The sequence below is a fragment of the Arthrobacter burdickii genome (assembly GCF_030433645.1).
Lineage (GTDB): Bacteria > Actinomycetota > Actinomycetes > Actinomycetales > Micrococcaceae > Arthrobacter_D > Arthrobacter_D burdickii.
In genome coordinates this window covers 2,735,369-2,756,601 of sequence record NZ_JAROCG010000001.1, presented here as the reverse complement: position 1 = coordinate 2,756,601, position 21,233 = coordinate 2,735,369, and the positions used below count along the sequence as shown (strand labels likewise).

The 21,233-nt window shown below is 70.4% G+C and carries 19 protein-coding genes and 1 riboswitch; of the genes, 18 read left to right on the top strand and 1 reads right to left on the bottom strand.

The window, feature by feature from the left end:
* Positions 1–17 precede the first annotated feature (17 nt).
* A riboswitch (FMN riboswitch) is annotated at positions 18–159 on the top strand.
* 110 nt (positions 160–269) lie between these two features.
* The 8 genes from pnuC to hisF all read left to right on the top strand — a co-directional run bounded on the left by pnuC (position 270) and on the right by hisF (position 6,248).
* Entirely contained in the window at positions 270–953 is a 684-nt protein-coding gene (gene pnuC / locus P5G52_RS12925) for a nicotinamide riboside transporter PnuC (RefSeq protein WP_301227959.1), read from the top strand.
* Entirely contained in the window at positions 950–2,035 is a 1,086-nt protein-coding gene (gene ribD, locus P5G52_RS12920; RefSeq protein ID WP_301227957.1) for a bifunctional diaminohydroxyphosphoribosylaminopyrimidine deaminase/5-amino-6-(5-phosphoribosylamino)uracil reductase RibD, read from the top strand. Before pnuC ends, ribD begins: the two co-directional genes overlap by 4 nt.
* 58 nt (positions 2,036–2,093) lie before the next feature.
* A complete protein-coding gene (locus P5G52_RS12915; protein WP_301227955.1) occupies positions 2,094–2,747 on the top strand; it encodes a riboflavin synthase in 654 nt (217 codons plus the stop codon).
* Positions 2,748–2,761: 14 nt separating this feature from the next.
* On the top strand, positions 2,762–3,580 hold the full coding sequence (ribB, locus tag P5G52_RS12910; RefSeq protein WP_301227953.1) for a 3,4-dihydroxy-2-butanone-4-phosphate synthase: 819 nt from the start codon (positions 2,762–2,764) through the stop codon (positions 3,578–3,580).
* Positions 3,581–3,737: 157 nt separating this feature from the next.
* Positions 3,738–4,220: a 6,7-dimethyl-8-ribityllumazine synthase gene (ribH, locus tag P5G52_RS12905; RefSeq protein ID WP_301227951.1), complete on the top strand. Its 483-nt coding sequence runs from the start codon at positions 3,738–3,740 to the stop codon at positions 4,218–4,220.
* A 71-nt stretch (positions 4,221–4,291) separates the two neighbouring features.
* The gene (locus tag P5G52_RS12900) at positions 4,292–4,555 is read left to right on the top strand and encodes a phosphoribosyl-ATP diphosphatase (RefSeq protein ID WP_301227949.1); all 264 of its coding nucleotides are present in this window, start codon (positions 4,292–4,294) and stop codon (positions 4,553–4,555) included.
* Between the two features lie 63 nt (positions 4,556–4,618).
* A complete protein-coding gene (hisG, locus tag P5G52_RS12895) occupies positions 4,619–5,464 on the top strand; it encodes an ATP phosphoribosyltransferase (RefSeq protein ID WP_301227947.1) in 846 nt (281 codons plus the stop codon).
* Between the two features lie 13 nt (positions 5,465–5,477).
* Positions 5,478–6,248, top strand: coding sequence for an imidazole glycerol phosphate synthase subunit HisF (gene hisF / locus P5G52_RS12890; RefSeq protein WP_087073328.1), 771 nt, complete (start codon positions 5,478–5,480; stop codon positions 6,246–6,248).
* A gap of 99 nt (positions 6,249–6,347) precedes the next feature.
* Here the strand turns inward: hisF and P5G52_RS12885 are convergent, their stop codons facing one another.
* Positions 6,348–6,989, bottom strand: coding sequence for a TIGR03085 family metal-binding protein (locus tag P5G52_RS12885; RefSeq protein ID WP_301227944.1), 642 nt, complete (start codon positions 6,987–6,989; stop codon positions 6,348–6,350).
* 81 nt (positions 6,990–7,070) lie between these two features.
* Between P5G52_RS12885 and hisI the strand changes: the two genes are divergently transcribed.
* The 10 genes from hisI (at position 7,071) to P5G52_RS12835 (ending at position 21,202) form a co-directional block, all read left to right on the top strand.
* Positions 7,071–7,511, top strand: coding sequence for a phosphoribosyl-AMP cyclohydrolase (hisI, locus tag P5G52_RS12880; RefSeq protein WP_301227942.1), 441 nt, complete (start codon positions 7,071–7,073; stop codon positions 7,509–7,511).
* A 4-nt stretch (positions 7,512–7,515) separates the two neighbouring features.
* On the top strand, positions 7,516–9,069 hold the full coding sequence (locus tag P5G52_RS12875; protein WP_301227940.1) for an anthranilate synthase component I: 1,554 nt from the start codon (positions 7,516–7,518) through the stop codon (positions 9,067–9,069).
* Positions 9,066–9,956 (top strand): Trp biosynthesis-associated membrane protein, encoded by an 891-nt coding sequence (locus P5G52_RS12870; RefSeq protein ID WP_301227938.1) that lies wholly within the window; start codon positions 9,066–9,068, stop codon positions 9,954–9,956. Before P5G52_RS12875 ends, P5G52_RS12870 begins: the two co-directional genes overlap by 4 nt.
* A 120-nt stretch (positions 9,957–10,076) precedes the next feature.
* Positions 10,077–10,382: an HGxxPAAW family protein gene (locus P5G52_RS12865; RefSeq protein ID WP_435868677.1), complete on the top strand. Its 306-nt coding sequence runs from the start codon at positions 10,077–10,079 to the stop codon at positions 10,380–10,382.
* Positions 10,383–11,210 carry an indole-3-glycerol phosphate synthase TrpC gene (gene trpC / locus P5G52_RS12860; protein WP_301227936.1) on the top strand — a complete coding sequence of 276 codons (828 nt, stop codon included), beginning with the start codon at positions 10,383–10,385 and terminating at the stop codon, positions 11,208–11,210.
* 128 nt (positions 11,211–11,338) lie between these two features.
* On the top strand, positions 11,339–12,703 hold the full coding sequence (trpB, locus tag P5G52_RS12855; protein ID WP_301227934.1) for a tryptophan synthase subunit beta: 1,365 nt from the start codon (positions 11,339–11,341) through the stop codon (positions 12,701–12,703).
* A 92-nt stretch (positions 12,704–12,795) separates the two neighbouring features.
* Entirely contained in the window at positions 12,796–13,596 is an 801-nt protein-coding gene (gene trpA, locus P5G52_RS12850; protein WP_301228806.1) for a tryptophan synthase subunit alpha, read from the top strand.
* Positions 13,593–14,804 (top strand): prolipoprotein diacylglyceryl transferase, encoded by a 1,212-nt coding sequence (gene lgt / locus P5G52_RS12845; protein WP_301227932.1) that lies wholly within the window; start codon positions 13,593–13,595, stop codon positions 14,802–14,804. The genes trpA and lgt overlap by 4 nt, the downstream gene beginning before the upstream one ends.
* A gap of 325 nt (positions 14,805–15,129) precedes the next feature.
* Positions 15,130–19,752, top strand: a complete 4,623-nt coding sequence (gene gltB, locus P5G52_RS12840) for a glutamate synthase large subunit (protein WP_301227930.1) — start codon at positions 15,130–15,132, stop codon at positions 19,750–19,752.
* Positions 19,745–21,202, top strand: a complete 1,458-nt coding sequence (locus P5G52_RS12835) for a glutamate synthase subunit beta (RefSeq protein WP_301227928.1) — start codon at positions 19,745–19,747, stop codon at positions 21,200–21,202. Before gltB ends, P5G52_RS12835 begins: the two co-directional genes overlap by 8 nt.
* The last annotated feature ends 31 nt before the right edge of the window (positions 21,203–21,233 follow it).

Below are 21,233 nucleotides of genomic sequence, written 5' to 3'. Positions count from 1 at the left end.
GAAATAATCAGGACCAGTACGTGCTCCGGGGTCGGTGTAAGTCCGAACCGGCGGTGATAGTCCGCGACCCGTCCGTCCTTCCGCACCCGCGGGAGGCAGACGGTTGAGCCGGTGGAATTCCGGGACCGACAGTTAAAGTCTGGATGGGAGAAGCACGAACAGCAGGGGTCTGCGGCTGCCCGATCACCGGGCGCCCATCCCGTCGCGGCACTGCCGTGGCGTCCTCCTGCTGCCATCGCCCGGAGCCGTCGTAACGGCGAAGGATCGGCATGGATTTTCTGCAGTGGCTCTTCGAAGCCCGCATCCCCGTAGGCAGTGGCTCCCTCCTGCTGCGCGAAGTGGTGGGCAACGTCTTCGGGCTCCTCAGCGCCCTCGGGGGCATGCGCCGCCGCGTCTGGGCCTGGCCCGCCGGCATCGTGGGCAACCTCCTGCTCCTGACGGTGTTCCTCGGATCACTCTTCGGCGCCGCGAGCACCGCGAACCTGCTCGGCCAGGCCGGCCGCCAGGTCATGTTCATCGCCGTCTCGGTCTACGGCTGGCGGCAGTGGCAGGCCAGCCGGCACAGCGGGGGACAGGCGGTCACGCCCCGGTGGGCCGGCACCAGGACACGGTTCGGCATGGTCGCCTTCCTGATCGTCGGGACCTTTCTGCTGACCCCCCTCTTCCGCATGCTCGGGTCCTACGAGCCCGTGTGGGCGGACGCGTGGACCTTCGTGGGGTCCCTGCTCGCCACCTACGGCATGGCCAAGGGCTGGGTCGAGTTCTGGCTCGTCTGGGTCGCCGTGGACATCGTCGGGGTGCCTCTGCTCTTCAGCGCCGGCTACTACGCCAGCGCCTTCATGTACCTGTTCTACGGCGCCTTCACCCTGGTGGGCTTCTTCGTGTGGGCACGTGCCCAAGGCACTGCGAAGCCCAGCATCGAGACGCTCCTGCCCGACCCGACGCTGCGATGAGCACTCCGCCAGTGACCGCAGTGGAGTCGGAGGCGATGCTGCGTGCCCTCCGACTCGCAGGTCAGGGCGTGCGTGGCGCCAATCCCCTCGTGGGTGCCGTCGTCCTCGGCGCGGACGGTGCCGTGCTCGGAGAGGGCTACCACCGGGGCGCGGGCACGCCCCACGCCGAACCGGCAGCCCTCGCCGACGCCCGTAGCCGCGGCAACGACCCGCGCGGGGCCACCGTGGTGGTCACCCTCGAGCCGTGCAACCACACCGGCCGGACCGGCCCCTGCAGCGAAGCCCTCATCGAGGCGGGCATCGCCCGCGTGGTCTACGCCGCCGACGATGTCAACGGAGCCGCAGCGGGAGGAGCCCACCGGCTGCGCGGTGCGGGCATCGACTGCGTCGGGGGTCTCGAGGCCGCTCGATCACGCGACCTCAACGACCGCTGGACCGCAGCCCTCGCCGGTATACGCCCCTTCGTCACCCTGAAGTCGGCGCAGTCCCTCGACGGTCGTGTGGCCGCCCGGGACGGGTCCAGCCAGTGGATCACCGGCCCGGAGGCGCGCGCCGACGGGCACAGGATCCGGGCTCTGGCCGATGCCGTCCTCGTGGGCACCGGGACCGTCCTCGCCGACAACCCCCGCCTCACCGCGCGGACGGACGGCGCGCAGGACAGCCAGGTTGCCCGGGGCGGTCCGCGCCTGCGGGTGGTCCTGGGGCAGGGGACGGTGCCGGACGACGCCGCCATCAGGGGGCCCGGCTTCCTCCACCTGGCCACCCGCGACGTCCATCTCGCCCTCGGTGAGCTGTACGGCAGGGGGGTCCGCCACCTGATGGTCGAGGGAGGCCCGCGCGTCGCCTCCGCCTTCCTCCGGGCCGGCGTCGTGGACGAGCTGTTCAGCTACGTCGCCCCGCTGATCCTTGGTGACGGAGCAGCCGCCTTCCCGGAGCTTGGCGTCACCACCCTCGGCGAGGCGGAGCGCTGGCGCCTCGACAGCGCCGGGGGCCCGGCCGTGCAGCAGCTCGGTGCTGACGTCCGGGTCCACCTGCGACCCCCGCCCTCAAGCCCGGGCCGGACCTCACCAACCCCGGCCTGACCCTGTACGACCCGGCCTGACCCCGCCCGCAATCAATCCCCTCCCGAAGGAAGTACCAGTGTTCACAGGAATCGTGTCCGAGCAGGGCAGCGTGGTCTCACTCGAGCTCGCAGCCGACGGTGAAAGCGGCCTCCTCGTCTTCGAAGCGCCCGAGACCGGCCGGGACCTCACCCCCGGGGCCTCCATCGCGGTCAACGGCGTGTGCCTCACGGCCGTCACCCTCGACGGCGGGCGCGTCGGCGTCGACGTCATGGGGGAGACCCTCCGCCGGACCACCACGGGCGAGTTGCAGCCGGGCGCGCCGGTCAACCTCGAGCGGTGCGTTCCCGCCGGGGGACGCCTCGACGGGCATGTCGTCCAGGGGCACGTGGACGGCATCGGTGTGCTGCTCGAGCGCGAGGACCTCGGTGCGTGGCACCGGCTCCGCTTCGGGCTGCCGTCGAAGCTGGGGCGCTACGCGGCGGAGAAGGGTTCCGTGGCGATCGACGGCGTCTCGCTGACGGTCACCGCCGTCAGTGCACCCGAGGAGACCGGGCAGTGGTTCGAGGTCGGGCTGATCCCGACCACGCTCAAGGAGACCGGCCTGGGTGCGAAGTCGATCGGGGACCCGGTCAACCTGGAGATGGACGTGCTGGCCAAGTACGCCGAACGCCTGCTCGGCTTCGCCGCCGTGGACGCGCAGCAGCACCGCGGCGCCGGGACAGAGCAGTGACGGAGGGCGGTGCAGTGGCGCAGGACAGCGCCGTTGCCCAGGACAGTGCAGTAGCCCAGGACAGTGCAGTGATGGAGGACAGCGCAGTGACGGAGGACGAAGCAGTGACGAAAGGCAGCGCGGTGCCTGACGACAGTGCAGTTGCCGAGGACAGTGCAGCGGCCGAAGACCAGGCAGCGATCCGACTGGATCCCATCCGGGACGCCGTCGCGGCCATCGCCGCGGGGCGGGCCGTCGTCGTCGTCGACGACGAGGACCGGGAGAACGAGGGCGACATCGTCTTCGCCGCAGAGGACGCCACGCCCGAGCTGGTGGGCTGGACCATCCGCTGGACCTCCGGCGTCCTGTGCGTGCCGCTGCCGGGTGCCGACGCGGACCGACTCCTCCTGCCGCCGATGACCGCCGTGAACGAGGACTCGAAGGGCACGGCCTACACGGTCTCCTGCGATGCCGCGATCGGGGTCAGCACGGGCATCAGCGCCGCGGACCGCGCGCGCACCATGAGGGTGCTGGCGGATCCCGCCAGCGTCCCCACCGACCTCACCCGGCCGGGCCACGTCTTTCCGCTGCGCGCAGCCGACGGCGGCGTCCGCCAGCGGCCCGGACACACCGAGGCCTCCGTCGAACTCAGCAGGCTCGCCGGCAAGCGCCCCGTGGCCGTCATCGCCGAACTGGTGCACGACGAGGGCGACATGTTGCGCCTTCCTGCCCTGCGCCGCTTCGCCGACGACCACGGGATCCCGCTCGTCTCGATCGAGGACCTCGTCGAGTACCTGCGGGAGCGAGACGCCTCCGACGCCGTCGACGGGCAGGCGGACGCGGCCGGCGCCTGAACCAGCAGGGCGGAACGGGCGGCCGGCCATGCGGCACTGATCGCGCCACCGGCAGACGCACGGTCCGACCCGACCAGCACCACGCACCAGCGCCACGCACCATTCAGCAGCACCACCCATCGAATACCACCCACCGAATACCACCCGAAGGAGAGCCATGAGCGGCCACGGAGCACCCAGCATCGACATCAGCGGACTGACCACGGAGGGCGTGCCCCTCCGCCTCGCCATCATCGCTGCGAGCTGGCACACGCAGATCATGGACGGACTGCTCGACGGCGCACGCCGCGCAGCAGCGGAGGCCGGAGCCGAGGTCACCGAGGTGCGCGTCCCCGGAAGCTTCGAGCTTCCCGTCGCCGCAGCCCGCCTCGCGCCGCACTTCGACGCCGTCGCGGCCCTCGGCGTCGTCATCCGTGGCGGCACGCCCCACTTCGAGTACGTCTGCCAGGCCGCGACGTCGGGCCTCACCGACGTGAGCGTCAGCACGGGCGTGCCGGTCGGCTTCGGCGTCCTCACCTGCGACACGGAGCAGCAGGGACTCGACCGCGCCGGCCTGCCGGGCTCCTCCGAGGACAAGGGGCACGAGGCGGTCTCGGCGGCGCTGGCGACGGCCGCCGTGTTGAGGTCGTGGACGCGGTGAGCCCGGAGGCGTCCGTCACACCAGGGACGCGGAGGAACGGGTCGGCTCCGCGAGCCGATAGCCTAGGGGACGTGAAAACCTTTGATTCCCTGTTCGAGGAACTCAGCGCGAAGGCCGCGGAACGGCCGGCCGGTTCGCGGACCGTCGCGGAGCTCGATTCCGGCGTGCACGGCATCGGCAAGAAGGTCGTCGAAGAGGCCGCCGAGGTGTGGATGGCCGCCGAGTACGAGTCCACCGAGGACGCCGCCGAGGAGATCTCCCAGCTGCTCTACCACCTGCAGGTGCTCATGATCGCGAAGGGACTCACCCTGGAGGACGTCTACAAGCATCTGTAGCCGCGCCGGCGCATCCCGCCCGCGGCCCCCGCTTGCACCTCCTCCCTCCAGCGAAAGATCCCCATGCTCCGTGTAGCAGTTCCCAACAAGGGCGCCCTCTCCGAGGCCGCCTCGTCCATGCTCGCCGAGGCCGGCTACCGCCAGCGTCGAGACCCCCGTGAACTCGTCCTCGTCGATCCCGAGAACGAGATCGAGTTCTTCTTCCTCCGTCCGCGCGACATCGCCGTGTACGTCGGCTCGGGAACCCTCGACGTCGGCATCACCGGCCGCGACCTCTTCCTCGACGCGCAGGTGAAGGCCGAGGAGCTCCTGCAGCTCGGCTTCGGAGCCTCGACCTTCCGGTTCGCCGGTCCCGTGGCCGACTTCTCGTCGGTGGCGCAGCTCGAGGGGAAGCGCGTCGCGACGAGCTACGAGGGACTCCTGAAGGACTACCTCGCCGAACGCGGCATCACCGCCGCCGTCGTCAGGCTCGACGGCGCCGTCGAATCCTCGGTGCGCCTCGGCGTGGCCGACGCCATCGCCGACGTGGTGGAGACGGGCAACACGCTTCGTGCCGCCGGGATGGAGATCTTCGGCGAGCCGATCCTCAAGAGCGAGGCCGTGCTGATCGGCCGCGCCGGCGTGGAGCCCCCCGCCGGACTGGACGTGCTGCTGCGACGCCTGCAGGGCGTCCTCGTGGCACGCCAGTACGTGATGATGGACTACGACATCCGCAAGGACCTCGTGGACGAGGCCGCCGCCCTGACACCCGGTCTCGAATCCCCGACCGTGTCGCCGCTGCGCGACTCCGACTGGGTGGCCGTGCGCTCGATGGTCCGGCGGAACCAGACCAACCGCGTCATGGACGAGCTGTACGAGCTCGGCGCCCGCGCCATCCTCGTCAGCACCATCCACGCCTGCCGGATCTAGGGGAGGGGCAGCCATGACCGTCGCAGTCCGTGTCATCCCGTGCCTCGACGTCGACGCCGGACGTGTGGTCAAGGGCGTCAACTTCGAGGACCTGCGGGACGCCGGCGACCCCGTGGAACTCGCCCACCGCTACGACCGCGCGGGCGCCGACGAACTGACGTTCCTCGACGTCACCGCCTCCTCCGGCAACCGGGAGACGACGTTCGACGTCGTCGCCCGGACCGCCGAGGAGGTCTTCATCCCCCTGACCGTGGGCGGGGGAGTGCGCGAGATCTCCGATGTCGACCGCCTGCTGCGCTACGGCGCGGACAAGGCCTCGATCAATACGGCCGCCGTCGCGCGCCCCGCCGTCATCAACGAGATCACCGGGCACTTCGGGGCGCAGGTCCTGGTGCTCTCCCTCGATGCGCGCCGCACGCGCGACGCCAGCACTCCGTCCGGCTTCGAGGTCACGACGTACGGCGGCCGCAAGGGCACCGGGATCGACGCCGTCGCCTGGGCCCGCGAGGCGGCGGATCGGGGCGTGGGGGAGATCCTGCTCAACTCGATCGACGCCGACGGCACCAAGGAGGGCTTCGACCTGGAGCTCATCCGCGCCGTGCGGGCCGCCGTCGGCGTTCCGCTGATCGCCTCCGGCGGAGCGGGCAAGCCGGAGCACTTCCCGCCGGCGGTCCAGGCCGGAGCCGACGCCGTGCTCGCTGCGTCCGTCTTCCACTTCGGGCCCGTGGACGCCATCGCGCAGGTCAAGGCCGCCATCCGCGAGGCCGGTTTCCCCGTCCGCTGACGGACCGGGACGTTCAGGGTCCCGGCCGGGCACCCTGCCGCGTCCCACGCGGCGTCGGAAGCCCCGACGGGTCCCGGAAGGTCTCCGGGGTTCGGAGGGTCAGGGTCCGACGTCGGCGGTCTCGAGCAGTGCAACGGCGTCGGGCTGGCCCTCGAAGGTGACCAGCGCCTGCTGCCGCCGGCCGTGCGCGTGCAGCAGCAGTTCCCCCGGATCACCGATGATCGCCACGGAGACCGGCGCGCGCTTCGCGACGTGCCGCGGACCGCCCGGACGCACCAGGACGATGCCGAGGTCCGCGCCCCGGTACAGGAGCGCCGCGCGCTTGAGCAGTTCCTCCCAGAGGGCATCCGCGTAGTCCTCGTCCAGTGCCCGCGGGGCCCACCGCGTGGTGGCACGGCGGACGTCCTCGGTGTGCACGAAGTACTCGATGAGGTTGGCGCTCCTGTCGACGGCGCCGACGCGCATCGGCGAGAGCGCGGGCGGTCCGGCCCGGAAGCGGTCCACGAGCGCTTCGTAGCCCGCGGGCGAGGCCGCACGTTCCGCCGTCTCCCGGACGAGCCGCTCCGTGAAACCTGCCAGCTTCGGGATGAGCCCCAGTCCCATGGCCGGGTTGTGCTCGCGCAGGTAGAGGTGCGCTGCAAGGTCGCGCGTCAGCCAGCCCTCACACAGGGTGGGCGCGTCGTGGCCGGCTGCCAGAAGTGTTTCGGCCAGGACCTCGCGGGACGGGGCTACGTAGTGCATAGCTGCTGAAACTAGCATGTCGTGCCGGGGACGGGGCGGGCGCGCCGCGCGGCGACGGGGACGGCACTAGAATCACAGGTGATGCCTTCCTCCACCTTCTCCCCGAACGACCCTTCCACCTCCTCGCCCCGGAGCCCTGCAGGGGAGCTGCCGCTCCTCGATCCGGCCATCGCCGACGCCCTCAAGAAGGACGACGCCGGGCTGGTCGCCGCCGTCGTGCAGCAGTACGACACACTCGAGGTGCTGATGCTGGGCTGGATGGACGAGGAGGCACTCCGGCGCACGCTGACCAGCGGCCGGGTGACGTTCTACTCGCGGTCCCGCTCCGAATACTGGCGGAAGGGCGACACGTCCGGCTACCGGCAGTGGGTGAAGGGGGTGGCCCTCGACTGCGACGGCGACGCCCTGCTCGTCACGGTCGACCAGGAGGGCGCGGCCTGCCACACCGGCACACGCACATGCTTCGACGGCCGGGCCCTGCCTGCCGTGACCGCGAGCCGAACCGACGCAGAAGGACTCTGACTCCATGCAGCAGCTGGGCACCATCCGCCCCACACTCGAGGAATTCCGCGAACTGGCCCAGGCCCGGCGCGTCGTGCCCGTGCACCTCAAGGTCCTCGCCGACGCGCACACGCCGATCGGCATCTACCGCAAGCTCGCCGCCGGGCAGCCCGGGACGTTCCTCATGGAATCCGCCGCCGTCGGAGGTGTCTGGTCGCGCTACTCCTTCATCGGCTCCCGTTCGCGCGCAACGCTGACCACCCGGAACGGGGAGGCGCACTGGCTGGGCGAGCCGCCGGCGGGAGTCCCCGTGGGCGGGAACCCCGTCGAGGCGCTCCGCCTGACGGTCGAGGCCCTGCGGACCGAGCGCTTCGAGGAGCTTCCCCCGTTCACCTCCGGCATGGTCGGCTTCGTCGGCTGGGAAGCGGTCCGGCGGTGGGAACGCCTCACCAGCCCGCCCGAGGACGACCTCCTCCTGCCCGAGCTGGCGATGAACCTCGTCTCGGACCTGGCCATCCACGACAACTCCGAGGGTTCGCTCACCCTCGTCGCGAACGCCATCAACTTCGACGGCACCGACGCCCGCGTGGACGAGGCATGGCACGACGCCGTCGCACGGGTCCGCGCGATGCTCGCCAAGCTCGCCGAACCCGCCGAACCCGCCATCTCGGTGATGGCCGAGGACGCGCCGAGCGCCGAGGCGTCCATGGACCGCGTCCGCGAGTCCTGGTTCGAACCCGACTACCTGCGGGCGATCGAGCGCGGCAAGCGCGCAATCGTCGACGGCGAGGTCTTCCAGGTGGTCATCAGCCGCCGCTTCGAGATCGAGTGCGACGCCTCCGCCCTCGATGTGTACCGCATCCTGCGCACCACCAACCCCAGCCCCTACATGTACCTGTTCAGCCTCGAGGACGCGGATGGGCGGGCCTACTCCATCGTGGGGAGCTCCCCGGAGGCCCTCGTCACCGTGACGGGCGACGAAGTCATCACGCACCCGATCGCGGGATCGCGGCCGCGCGGCAGGACCACCGAGGAGGACCGCGACCTCGCCGTCGAACTCCGGGCCGACACGAAGGAGAAGGCGGAGCACCTCATGCTCGTCGACCTGGCCCGCAACGACCTGTCCAAGGTCTGCGAGCCCGGCAGCGTCGACGTCACGCAGTTCATGGAGGTGGAGAAGTTCAGCCACATCATGCACCTCGTCTCCACCGTGGTCGGCCGGCTCTCGCCCTCCAAGAGCGCCTACGACGTCCTGGCGGCGACCTTCCCCGCTGGAACGCTCTCCGGCGCGCCGAAACCCCGGGCGCTGCGCCTCATCGACGAGGTCGAGCCGCACCGCAGGGGCATCTACGGGGGAGTGGTGGGGTACCTGGACTTCGCCGGGGACATGGACATGGCGATCGCCATCCGGTCGGCCCTCCTACGCGAGGGCAAGGCGTACGTGCAGTCCGGCGGCGGGATCGTCGCGGACTCGGTCCTCGAAACCGAAGCGCTCGAAACGGTCAACAAGGCCGCCGCGCCCCTCCGGGCGGCGCTGACGGCTGCGGGCCTGCGACCGGCGACCGCGGAGGCCCCGTGAGCACCTCCGAGCCTTCAGTTCCGCGCCGCTTCACGCGCCGCGGCGTCGTAGTGATGGGGATCGTCCTCCTCGCGCTGCTCGCCTTCGGCTCGACCACCCAGACCTGGCTCACGGTGCGCCTGCCGCAGGACGCCGTCCAAACGCCCGACCTCACCATCCCGGGCAGCGACGCGTCGACCCCCGTCACGGCCTTCGCGCTCGTCGCGCTTGCCGCCGCCCTCGCCGTCTCGATCGCGGGCCGCCTGGCCCGCTGGATCATCGCCGTCATCCTCGTGCTCTCCGGCCTCGGGATCGTGCTGTCCAGCGCCTCCGTGGCCCTCGATCCCGAGGCCGCTGCCGAACCCGCCATCGGCACAGCCATCGGCGTCAGCGGACTCGCGGGAGCCGAGGCCACCGCGAGCGCTCTGCCCTGGCTCGCCGTGGCCGCCGGCGTCCTGCTGATCCTCGCCGCCGCGTGGGTGGTGCTCGCCGGCCGCACCTGGGGTGTGAACAGGCGCTACGACGCGGGTGCTTCCCGGTCCCCGCAGGCGCCCGCAGGAACCTTTCAGCCCGGTGCGCCCGACCCGTCGACCGGTGACGTGCCTCCCGGCGTCGTGCCCGACGGTGCGCCGGACTCCGACGGCGCCCGGGACTTCGACCGTTCCGGTGCGCCGACGAGCGCCCGTTCCGACGCTCGGACGAGCGACCAGCCCGAGACGAGCGACCGTTCCGACGTGCCGACGAGCGCCCGTTCCGGCGCGACGGCGTCGCACCCCGACCCGGAGGGCGACGCGCCCGGAGTGACTCCTCCCGGCACCGGGCGTCCGTCCACCCGCCGCACGAGCGCCCACGCCGACGAGATCGACAGCTGGGACGAACTCTCGCGCGGCAACGACCCCACGGGCTAGGTCCGCCCCTCCCGCGCAGGCCATGCCGGTCTCCGCCACCTCCCAAGGGCCGGTCATCGTTCCGCCGGGCCGCCGCATCGATGGCAGAATGGGACGAGACCCGTTCGAAGGAGATTTCCCATGGCATCCGACACCCGTAGCGCCGCTACCCGCAACACCCCCGCGAACCACGCCCAGATGGGCGACGAGACGATCGGTCACGGCAACAGCCCCGCTGCGTGGACGTGCGTGCTGATCATGCTCGCCGGTGCCGCGCTCTCCTCCTTCGCCTACATCTTCGCCAGCACCGAGGGGAACCACGACTTCGGCACGCTGCTCTTCTGGGTGGGTATCGGCATCATGGTCGTCGGCCTGATCGTCGGCTTCGTCCTGCGCAAGATCGGCTACGGCGTGGGCGGCTCGAAGCTCAAGAACAACGGCCACTAGATGACGGTCCTCGACGACATCATCGACGGCGTCCGGGAGGACCTCGCGGAGCGCCGTCGGGCCCTGCCCCTCGAGGACGTGAGGGCCACGGCCCTCGCGGCTCCGGCTCCGCTCGACGCCTTCCGGAGCCTCGGTGCGGGTGAGGGCGGTTCGCTGGCCGTCATCGCCGAAGTCAAGCGCAGCAGCCCGTCCAAGGGCGCGCTGGCCGACATCGCCGACCCTGCCGCCCTCGCCGCCTCCTACGAACAGGGCGGCGCAGCCGTCATCTCGGTGCTGACCGAGGAGCGGCGCTTCGGCGGGTCCCTCGCCGACCTCGACGCCGTCCGCGCCGCCGTCGGGCTCCCCGTGCTCCGCAAGGACTTCACGGTCGACGAGTACCAGATCTGGGAGGCCCGCGCGCACGGCGCCGACGTCGTCCTCCTGATCGTCGCGGCACTCTCCGACGACGACCTCAGGTCCTTCCTCGCCCTCACCCACCAGCTCGGCATGAACGCGATCGTGGAGACCCACACGGCGGACGAGGTCCGGCGCGCGGTCGCGGCGGAAGCACGCATCATCGGTGTCAACGTCCGCAACCTGAAGACCCTCGACATCGACCGCGGCGTCTTCGCCGAACTCGCGCACCTCATCACGTCCGGCACGGTGGTCGTCGCCGAATCGGGTGTGCGGGACGCCGCCGACGTCGCCGACTACGCAGCCAGCGGCGCCCACGCCGTCCTGGTCGGGGAAGCACTCGTCCGCCACCAGGACCCGTCGGCGACCATCGACGAATTCCGTCGGGCTGGTCGCACCGCCTGGAGCAGCAGAGGAGCGGCAGCGCGCAGCTGACACCGTTCGAACCTGCTGCGGCGCGGGGCGCGGCCCAGGACAGCAGGAAACGAACCGGTCATCACCGGTTCACCACCCGGAGGAACTACCGCCCGGGTCAGCACCAACAGGACAGGAACGCTGAAGTCATGACCGATACGCACCAGGGCACGGGCCGCGACGGCGCCGAGGCCGGAGCAGCGGACACCATCGACGCCGGAACGGCCGAGGCATTCCTCAGCCACGACCAGAGCCTGCGCCACGCCCCCGGTCCCTACTTCGGTTCCTACGGCGGACGATGGATGCCGGAGTCGCTGATCGCCGCGCTCGACGAACTGCAGGACACGTTCGATAAGGCCAAGGCGGACCCCGACTTCACGGCGCAGGTCGCCGACCTGAACAAGAACTATGCCGGCCGGCCGTCCCTCCTGACGGAGGCCCAGCGTTTCGCCGAGCACTGTGGCGGCGTGCGCGTCTTCCTCAAGCGCGAGGACCTCAACCACACCGGCTCCCACAAGATCAACAACGTGCTCGGCCAGGCCCTCCTGGCCAAGCGCATGGGCAAGACGCGCGTCATCGCCGAGACGGGTGCCGGACAGCACGGCGTCGCGAGCGCCACGGCGGCCGCGCTGCTCGGCCTCGAGTGCGTGGTGTACATGGGCGCCGAGGACACGCGCCGGCAGGCCCTCAACGTCGCACGCATGCAGCTGCTCGGTGCGACGGTCATCCCCGTCACCAACGGTTCGCAGACCCTCAAGGACGCCATCAACGACGCCCTGCGCGACTGGGTGGCCAACGTCGAGACCACGCACTACCTCCTCGGAACGGCTGCCGGCGCGCACCCCTTCCCGGCCATGGTGCGGTACTTCCACGAGGTCATCGGTGAGGAGGCGCGCTCACAGATCATCGAGCAGACCGGAAAGCTCCCCGACGCCGTGTGCGCCTGCGTCGGTGGCGGCTCCAACGCCATCGGGATCTTCCACGGTTTCCTCGACGACCGCGAGGTCGCCCTGTACGGCTTCGAGGCCGGGGGTGACGGCGTCGAGACCGGCCGCCACGCGGCGACCATCACGCTCGGCCGGCCCGGCGTGCTGCACGGAGCCCGCTCCTACCTCATGCAGGACGAGGACGGGCAGACGATGGAATCGCACTCGATCTCCGCAGGGCTGGACTACCCGGGCGTCGGGCCCGAGCACGCTTACCTCGCCGACATCGGACGGGCGAACTACGAGCCCATCACCGATGCGGAGGCCATGGAGGCGTTCAAGCTGCTCAGCCGGACCGAGGGCATCATCCCCGCCATCGAGACAGCACACGCCCTCGCCGGGGCCATGAAGGTCGGCCGGCGCCTCGCCGCCGATCTCGGGCCGGGGGAGCAGGCGTCGGACAGGGTCCTCATCGTGAACCTCTCCGGCCGCGGCGACAAGGACGTGGCAACCGCCGCGGGCTACTTCGATCTGCTTCCGGACGACAGTGCCGAGCAGGAAATCGCCCAGGAGGGTGAACAGCTGTGACCAGGCATTCCACGGACCGCCCGACCGTCCGCACGAGCGACCGCACCGCCGACCACCCCGCCGACGCTCCCGTCGGCCGGCACGCCGGGACCATCGCGGACGGTTCGAAGGCGGCCGCCGCGATCGAGAAGGCACGGAGCGAGGGACGCGCCGCGCTGATCGGCTACCTGCCGGCGGGCTTCCCCAACGTCCAGGCCACCATCGACGCCGGCATCGCCATGGCGGAGAACGGGATGGACCTCATCGAGATCGGCATCCCCTACTCCGACCCCGTCATGGACGGCCAGGTCATCCAGGAGGCGACGGTCGAGGCGCTGGCCAACGGCTTCACCGTCCCGCAGATCTTCGACGTCGTCGAGGGGATCACCCGCAGCACCGATGCGGCCGTCCTCGTCATGACCTACTGGAACCCGGTCATGCGGATGGGCGTGCGGAACTTCGCCGAGCGCCTGAAGGCGGCGGGCGGAGCCGGGCTGATCACGCCCGACCTGATCCCCGACGAGGCCGCCGAGTGGCTCGAGGCCTCCGAGGAGCTGGGCCTGGACCGCGTCTTCCTCGTGGCGCCCTCCACGTCGCCCCAGCGCATGCAGAACACCGTCGACGCGAGCCGGGGATTCGTCTATGCCGTGTCCGTCATGGGTGTGACCGGTGCCCGGTCCTCCGTCGGGGCCGCGGCCAGCGCGGTGGTCGATGCCGCCCACGGTGCCGGCGCCGAACGGGTGTGCGTCGGCCTCGGTGTCTCCTCGTCGGCGCAGGTCCGTGAGATCGGCGCCTACGCCGACGGCGTCATCGTCGGCACGGCCCTCGTGGCCGCGCTGCGCGACGGCGGAGTGGCAGCAGTCGCCGAACTCACGCGCGAACTGAGCACCGGGACGCCCAAGGCATCCTCGTGATCGGCCTCGCTGCGTCGATCCCGAGCCCGCCCGCCGGGTGGGCGAGCTTCAGCCTCGGCCCGGTCACCATCCACGCCTACGCGCTGTGCATCCTGGCCGGCATCATCCTCGCGCTCATCCTCACGCAGAAGCGTTTCGTCTCCTTCGGAGGCTCCGCTGACGCCGTGTGGGACATCGCGATCTGGGCCATCCCGTTCGGCATCATCGGCGGCCGGCTCTACCACGTCATCTCCTCGCCCGACGCCTACTTCGGGCCCGAGGGCGACCTCGCCCGGATCCCGCAGATCTGGCAGGGCGGCCTCGGTATCTGGGGCGCCATCGCCCTCGGCGCCGTCGGAGCGTGGATCGGTGCACGACGGGCCGGAGTGAAGCTCTCGGCCTTCGCCGACGCCGGGGCTCCGGGCGTCCTGCTCGCACAGGCCGTCGGCCGGCTGGGGAACTGGTTCAACCAGGAACTCTTCGGCGCGCCGACCACCCTGCCCTGGGGCCTGGAAATCGATGCCGACAACGCCAACTTCCCGATCGATCAGGAACCGGGCACGCTCTTCCACCCGACCTTCCTCTACGAACTCCTCTGGAACCTCGCGGGAGTAGCGCTCCTGCTGCTGCTGGCACGGAAGTTCCGTCTCCGCGGCGGGCGCATGTTCTGGCTCTACGCCGCGTACTACACGCTGGGACGCGTCTGGATCGAGACGCTCCGCATCGACGACGCCGAGATGGTCACGCTCTTCGGCGTGACGCAGCGGCTCAATGTGTGGACGAGCATCGCGGTCTTCGTGGTCTCCCTGGCCATCCTCGTGTTCCTCGCCGTCAAGCGCCGTCCCGTCGATGCGCCGTCGGTCTACCTCCCGGGCCGGGAGCCGCAGGCCGACGCCTCGGCAGATGCATCGGCGAACGCCGCATTGGGCGCCTCGTCTGATGCATCGGCAGGCGCATCGGCCGACGGGCCTGCCGGCGGGGCCGGGGCCGGTACCTCCGGTGCCCGCTCCGCGGAGACCGGTCCGACGGCCGGATCCGACCCGGGGGACACGCCTGGATCCGCCGGGACCGACACCTCGCGGAACGGCGGCGCCGGGTCGCAGGAAGCTGCCGAAGCAGCTTCCCCGCGCGGGTCCCGTAACGCTTCAGCCACAGGTGCCCACCCAGCGGACAAAGGGCCGAGCACGCGGAATGATCGTGGTAATCTTTCCGAGACAAACGGCTCCTGAGTGACGATCCGCGTTCCGGGACCCCGCGAAAGCGGAGCCGCGGGACTCGGCCCCCGAAAGCAGTCCCCGGGCCACCGCCCCTCAAGGACGCGACACCACACTGTTGTGGACCCTGGTGCGACGGCCGGATAACCTTCCTGCCCGCACCGACACCGCCCCCGACCGGCGCAGGACGACTACACCCATTGCCCGCCAATAGCGCCGGGCAGCGCCGGCCAGGCGATGGGCACACGATACAAGAACGGCAACCGCTCCCAGACAGCGGTGCCTGCGGGGCCAAGGCTGTCCCCTCCCGACGCTCCATCATGGGGGAAGGATCCTTTCGATGACTGCTTTGACGCCAGGAAAGTCGACCGGGACACAACCGGATACGACGCCCTCCGAGGCCCCTGCCGTGGAGTCGCCCTTCACACGGTTCGCCTCCATCCCGGAGGCCACAGGCCTGTACGACCCGGAGAACGAGAAGGACGCGTGCGGCCTCGCCGTCATCGCGACCCTTCGCGGCGAGCCGGGCCACGACATCGTGGATGCCGCACTGACGGCCCTGCGCAACCTCGAGCACCGCGGAGCCGTGGGCGCCGACGAGGGCACGGGCGACGGCGCGGGCCTGCTGACCCAGATCCCCGACGAGTTCTTCCGGGCCGTCGTCGACTTCCCGCTCCCTCCCGCCGGTTCCTACGTCGTCGGAACGGCGTTCCTCCCGTCCGAGGCGAAGGAGGAGGAGACGGTGCGCGCCGGCCTCGAGTTCCTCGCCGAGTCCGAGGGCCTGACGGTGCTCGGCTGGCGGGTCGTCCCCGTGGTCGCCGACCTCGTGGGTGCGATGGCCCGCGCCTGCATGCCGCACTTCGTCCAGCTCTTCCTGGCGCCCGCGGACGGCGACCCGGCCGACCTCGACGCGAAGGCCTTCCGGGTCCGGAAGCGCGCGCAGAACAAGTACGGCGTCTACTTCCCCTCCCTGTCCTCGAAGACCATCGTCTACAAGGGCATGCTGACCACGGCGCAGCTCGAGCCGTTCTACCCCGACCTGTCGGACGAGCGCTTCAAGACGCGCCTCGGCATCGTCCACTCACGGTTCTCCACCAACACCTTCCCGTCGTGGCCGCTCGCCCAGCCGTTCCGGACCATCGCACACAACGGTGAGATCAACACCGTCAAGGGCAACCGCAACTGGATGCGCGCTCGGCAGTCGCAGCTGGCGAACCCCCTGCTCGGGGACTCGCCGGAGGAGCTGTACCCCATCTGCACGCCGGGTGCGTCGGACTCCGCGTCCTTCGACGAGGTCGCCGAACTGCTCACCCTCTCCGGGCGCCCGATCACGCACTCGATCATGATGATGATCCCGGAGGCGTGGGAGAACCACGCCACCATGGATCCCGCCCGGCGTGCCTTCTACCAGTACCACTCCATGCTGATGGAGCCCTGGGACGGACCCGCCGCGGTCTCCTTCACGGACGGGCGCCTCGTCGGCGCCGTCCTCGACCGCAACGGCCTGCGCCCGGCGAGGTACTGGGTCACCGAGGACGGCCTCGTCATCCTCGCCTCGGAGGTCGGCGTGCTCGACGTCGAGCCGTCCCGCGTGGTCCGCAAGGGCCGTGTCTCGCCCGGCAAGATGTTCCTCGTCGACACCGAGGAAGGCCGCCTCATCGAGGACCAGGAGATCAAGGCCGAGGTCGCCGCCGCCAACCCGTGGGGGGAGTGGGTCAAGGAGAACCTGATCCAGCTCGAGGACCTCCCGGAGCGCGAGCACGTCATCCACACCAAGGCGTCGATCAACCGTCGCCAGCGCACCTTCGGCTACACGCAGGAGGAACTGCGCATCCTGCTCGGCCCCATGGCGAAGAGCGGTGCCGAGCCGCTCGGTGCGATGGGCTCCGACACTCCGATCGCCGTACTGTCGAAGCGCCCGAGGCTGCTGTTCGACTACTTCGTGCAGTCCTTCGCCCAGGTGACTAACCCGCCGCTAGACTCCATCCGCGAGGAGCTCGTCACCTCGATGGGCGTCACCATCGGCCCGGACGGCAACCTGCTGTCCACCGGGCAGGTGCGCTCCAAGCAGATCGCCCTGAAATTCCCCGTCATCAACAACGACGAACTCGCGAAGATCGCCAACCTGGAGACGGACGACGGCGACCGGCTGACCGTCCGCGTGCGCGGCCTGTACCGGCACGACGGCGGTGAGGCCGCCCTGCGGGCGCGGCTCGCGGAGATCTGCGAGCAGGTGTCCAGCGCGCTGAACCGCGGGGTCGAGTACGTGGTGCTGTCCGACCGCGACTCGAACGCGCAGTGGGCCCCCATCCCGTCCCTGCTGCTGACCAGCGCCGTGCACCACCACCTGCTCAAGAGCGCCAACCGCACCAAGACCTCCCTCGTCGTCGAAGCCGGCGACGTCCGCGAGGTCCACCACGTCGCGGTCCTGATCGGCTACGGTGCGTCCGCCGTGAACCCGTACCTCGCGATGGAGAGCTGTGAGGAACTCGTCCGCAACGGCGACATCACCGGCGTCACGGCCGAAGCCGCCGTCGCGCACCTCCTCAAGGGCCTCGGCAAGGGCGTCCTGAAGATCATGTCCAAGATGGGCATCTCCACGGTCAGCTCCTACTGCGGCGCCCAGACCTTCGAGGCCCTGGGCCTGTCGCAGGAACTCGTCGACGAGTACTTCCACGGCACGCAGACGCAGCTCGGCGGCGTCGGACTCGACGTCGTCGCAGCCGAGACCGCGGCCCGCCACGAGAGCGCCTACCCGCAGGACGGCATCGAGGATCCGCACCGCGGCCTCGACAACGGAGGCGAGTACCAGTGGCGCCGCGAGGGTCCGCCGCACCTCTTCAACCCGGAGACCGTCTTCCGCCTGCAGCACGCGACGCGTGAACGCCGCTACGACATCTTCAAGGCGTACACGCAGGGCGTGGACGACCAGTCGAGGGACCTCATGACGCTCCGCGGGCTGCTCAAGCTCCGCGGTGACGCCCGCGAGGCCATCAGCATCGACGAGGTCGAGCCCGTCTCGTCCATCGTCAAGCGCTTCTCCACGGGTGCGATGAGCTACGGCTCCATCTCCAAGGAAGCGCACGAGACGCTCGCCATCGCGATGAACCGCCTCGGCGCGAAGTCGAACACGGGTGAGGGTGGCGAGGACGTCGAGCGCCTGCTGGATCCGGAGCGCCGCTCCGCCATCAAGCAGGTCGCCTCGGGCCGGTTCGGCGTCACGAGCCTGTACCTGACCAACGCGGACGACATCCAGATCAAGATGGCGCAGGGAGCCAAGCCCGGTGAGGGCGGACAGCTCATGAGCCAGAAGGTATACCCGTGGATCGCCCGCACGCGGCACTCCACGCCCGGCGTCGCCCTGATCTCGCCGCCGCCGCACCACGACATCTACTCCATCGAGGACCTCGCCCAGCTCATCTACGACCTCAAGCGGTCGAACCCGAGCGCGCGCGTCCACGTCAAGCTCGTCTCCGAGGTGGGCATCGGCACGGTCGCCGCGGGCGTCACGAAGGCCAAGGCCGACGTCGTCCTGGTGTCCGGGCACGACGGCGGCACCGGCGCGAGCCCGCTGAACTCGCTCAAGCACGCCGGCATCCCCTGGGAGCTCGGACTCGCCGAGACGCAGCAGACGCTCATGCTCAACGGTCTGCGCGACCGCGTGGTCGTGCAGGTGGACGGCCAGCTCAAGACCGGGCGCGACGTCGTCATCGCCGCCCTGCTGGGCGGCGAGGAGTTCGGTTTCGCCACGGCGCCGCTGGTGGTCTCCGGCTGCATCATGATGCGCGTCTGCCACCTCGACACCTGCCCGGTGGGCGTCGCGACGCAGAACCCCGAACTGCGCAGCCGGTTCAACGGCAAGCCCGAGTTCGTCGTCAACTTCTTCGAGTTCATCGCCGAGGAGGTCCGCGAGATCCTCGCCGAGCTCGGATTCCGGACGCTCGAGGAGGCCATCGGCCACAGCGAGCTGCTCGACGCCCGCGAGGCGATCGAGCACTGGAAGGCCGACGGCCTGGACCTCGACCCGATCCTGCGCGGCAACGAGTCCGATTCCGGCGAGCCGATGCGGAACATGCTCCCGCAGAACCACGAGCTGGACCAGCACTTCGACAACAAGCTCATCGAGATGAGCGCGGACGCGCTGCAGCACCGCTCGCCGGTGCGCATCTCGGTCGACGTGGTCAACACGGACCGCTCGGTGGGCACCATGCTCGGCCACCAGGTGACGAAGACCTTCGGGCTCGACACGCTGGCGACCAACACCATCGACGTCACCCTCACGGGCCAGGCCGGGCAGTCGCTCGGCGCGTTCCTGCCGGCCGGCATCACGCTGCGCCTGCTCGGGGACTCGAACGACTACGTGGGCAAGGGACTGTCCGGCGGACGCATCATCGTGCGCCCGGACCGCTCCAACGTTTTCCGCGCGGACCACAACGTCATCGCCGGCAACGTCATCGGCTACGGCGCCACGAGCGGCGAGATGTTCCTGCGCGGCCAGGTAGGGGAGCGGTTCCTCGTCCGCAACTCGGGTGCGACGGCGGTGGCCGAGGGGATCGGCGACCACGGCTGCGAGTACATGACGGGTGGGCAGGCACTGATCCTCGGACGCACGGGCCGTAACTTCGGCGCGGGCATGTCCGGCGGCACGGCCTTCGTGCTCGACCTCGACCGCGCCCGCGTCAACAAGCAGAGCCTCGAGAACGGTGAGCTCCTGCTCGTCGACCTCGACGCCGAGGACATCGAGATCGTGCGTCGACTGCTGATCCAGCACGTCGAGGAGACGGAGTCGAACCTGGCCGAGAGCCTGCTGGAGTCCTTCGAGGACACCGTTTCCCGATTCACGAAGGTCCTGCCGCGCGATTACGCCGCGGTACTGGACGCCCGCGCCACCGCCGTCGAACAGGGCCTCGACCCTGACGGCGAAGAGGCGTGGACCAAGATCCTGGAGGTAACCGGTGGCTGACCCACGCGGATTCATGAAGGTGCGCGAGCGCCAGACCCAGCCCCGACGCCCCGTCCCGGTGCGCATCATGGACTGGAAAGAGGTGTACGAGGCGCAGGAGAAGGGCGTGCTGAAGGCCCAGGCGGGCCGCTGCATGGACTGCGGCATCCCGTTCTGCCATCAGGGCTGCCCCCTGGGCAACCTCATCCCCGAGTGGAACGACCTCATGTTCCGCGACAAGGGACGCGAGGCGATCGAGCGCCTGCACGCCACGAACAACTTCCCCGAGTTCACCGGCCGGCTCTGCCCCGCACCGTGCGAGTCCTCCTGCGTGCTCGGCATCAACCAGCCGCCGGTGACGATCAAGCAGGTCGAGGTGTCCATCGCGGACCAGGCGTTCGGTGAGGGCTGGGTGGAACCGCACCCGCCGGAGCGCCTGACCGACCGCACGATCGCCGTCGTCGGCTCCGGACCCGCCGGGCTCGCAGCGGCACAGCAGCTGACCCGCGCCGGCCACACCGTCGCCGTCTACGAGCGTGACGACCGCATCGGTGGCCTGCTGCGCTACGGCATCCCGGACTTCAAGATGGAGAAGGTCCACCTCGAGCGCCGCCTCGCCCAGATGGAGGCCGAGGGCACACGTTTCCGCACCGGCGTCGACGTGGGCAAGGACATCAGCTGGGGCCAGCTCAGGCGCCGGTACGACGCCGTCGTCATCGCGACGGGCGCCACCCTGCCGCGTGACCTCCCCATCCCCGGACGCGACCTCGAGGGCGTCCACTACGCGATGGACTACCTCGTCCAGGCCAACCGGGTCGTGGCGGGCGAGTCCGTCGAGGACCAGATCCACGCCGAGGGCAAGCACGTGGTCATCCTCGGCGGCGGCGACACCGGGGCGGACTGCCTCGGTACCGCCCACCGGCAGAAAGCCGCGTCCGTCACGACGCTCGCCATCGGGCAGCAACCGCCTACCGAGCGGCGTCCTGACCAGCCCTGGCCGACGTTCCCCACGCTGTTCGACATCGCGAGCGCCCACGAGGAAGGCGGTGAGCGCCGCTACCTGGCCTCCACCGTCGAGTTCGTCGGGAACAACGGCGTGCTGCGCGGCATCAAGGTGGCGGAGACCGAATTCGTCAACGGACGCCGCGTCCCCAAGGCGGGCACCGAGCGCGAGATCCCCGCCGACCTGGTCTTCCTCTCGCTCGGTTTCACGGGCGCCGAGCCGGCCGGCATCACCGAGCAGGTCCAGGCCGAGTTCGACGACCGCGGAAACGTGGCGCGGGACGGCTACTACATGACCAACACGCCCGGTGTCTTCTCCGCAGGTGACGCCGGCCGCGGCCAGTCGCTGATCGTCTGGGCCATCGCCGAGGGGCGCGCCTGCGCTGCCGCCGTGGACCAGTGGCTCATGGGTTCCACCAAGCTCCCCGCACCCGTGGCACCGACCGACCGCTCCATCGCCGTGCTCTGACCGGCCCGCACACCTCACCCCCCACCCCAAC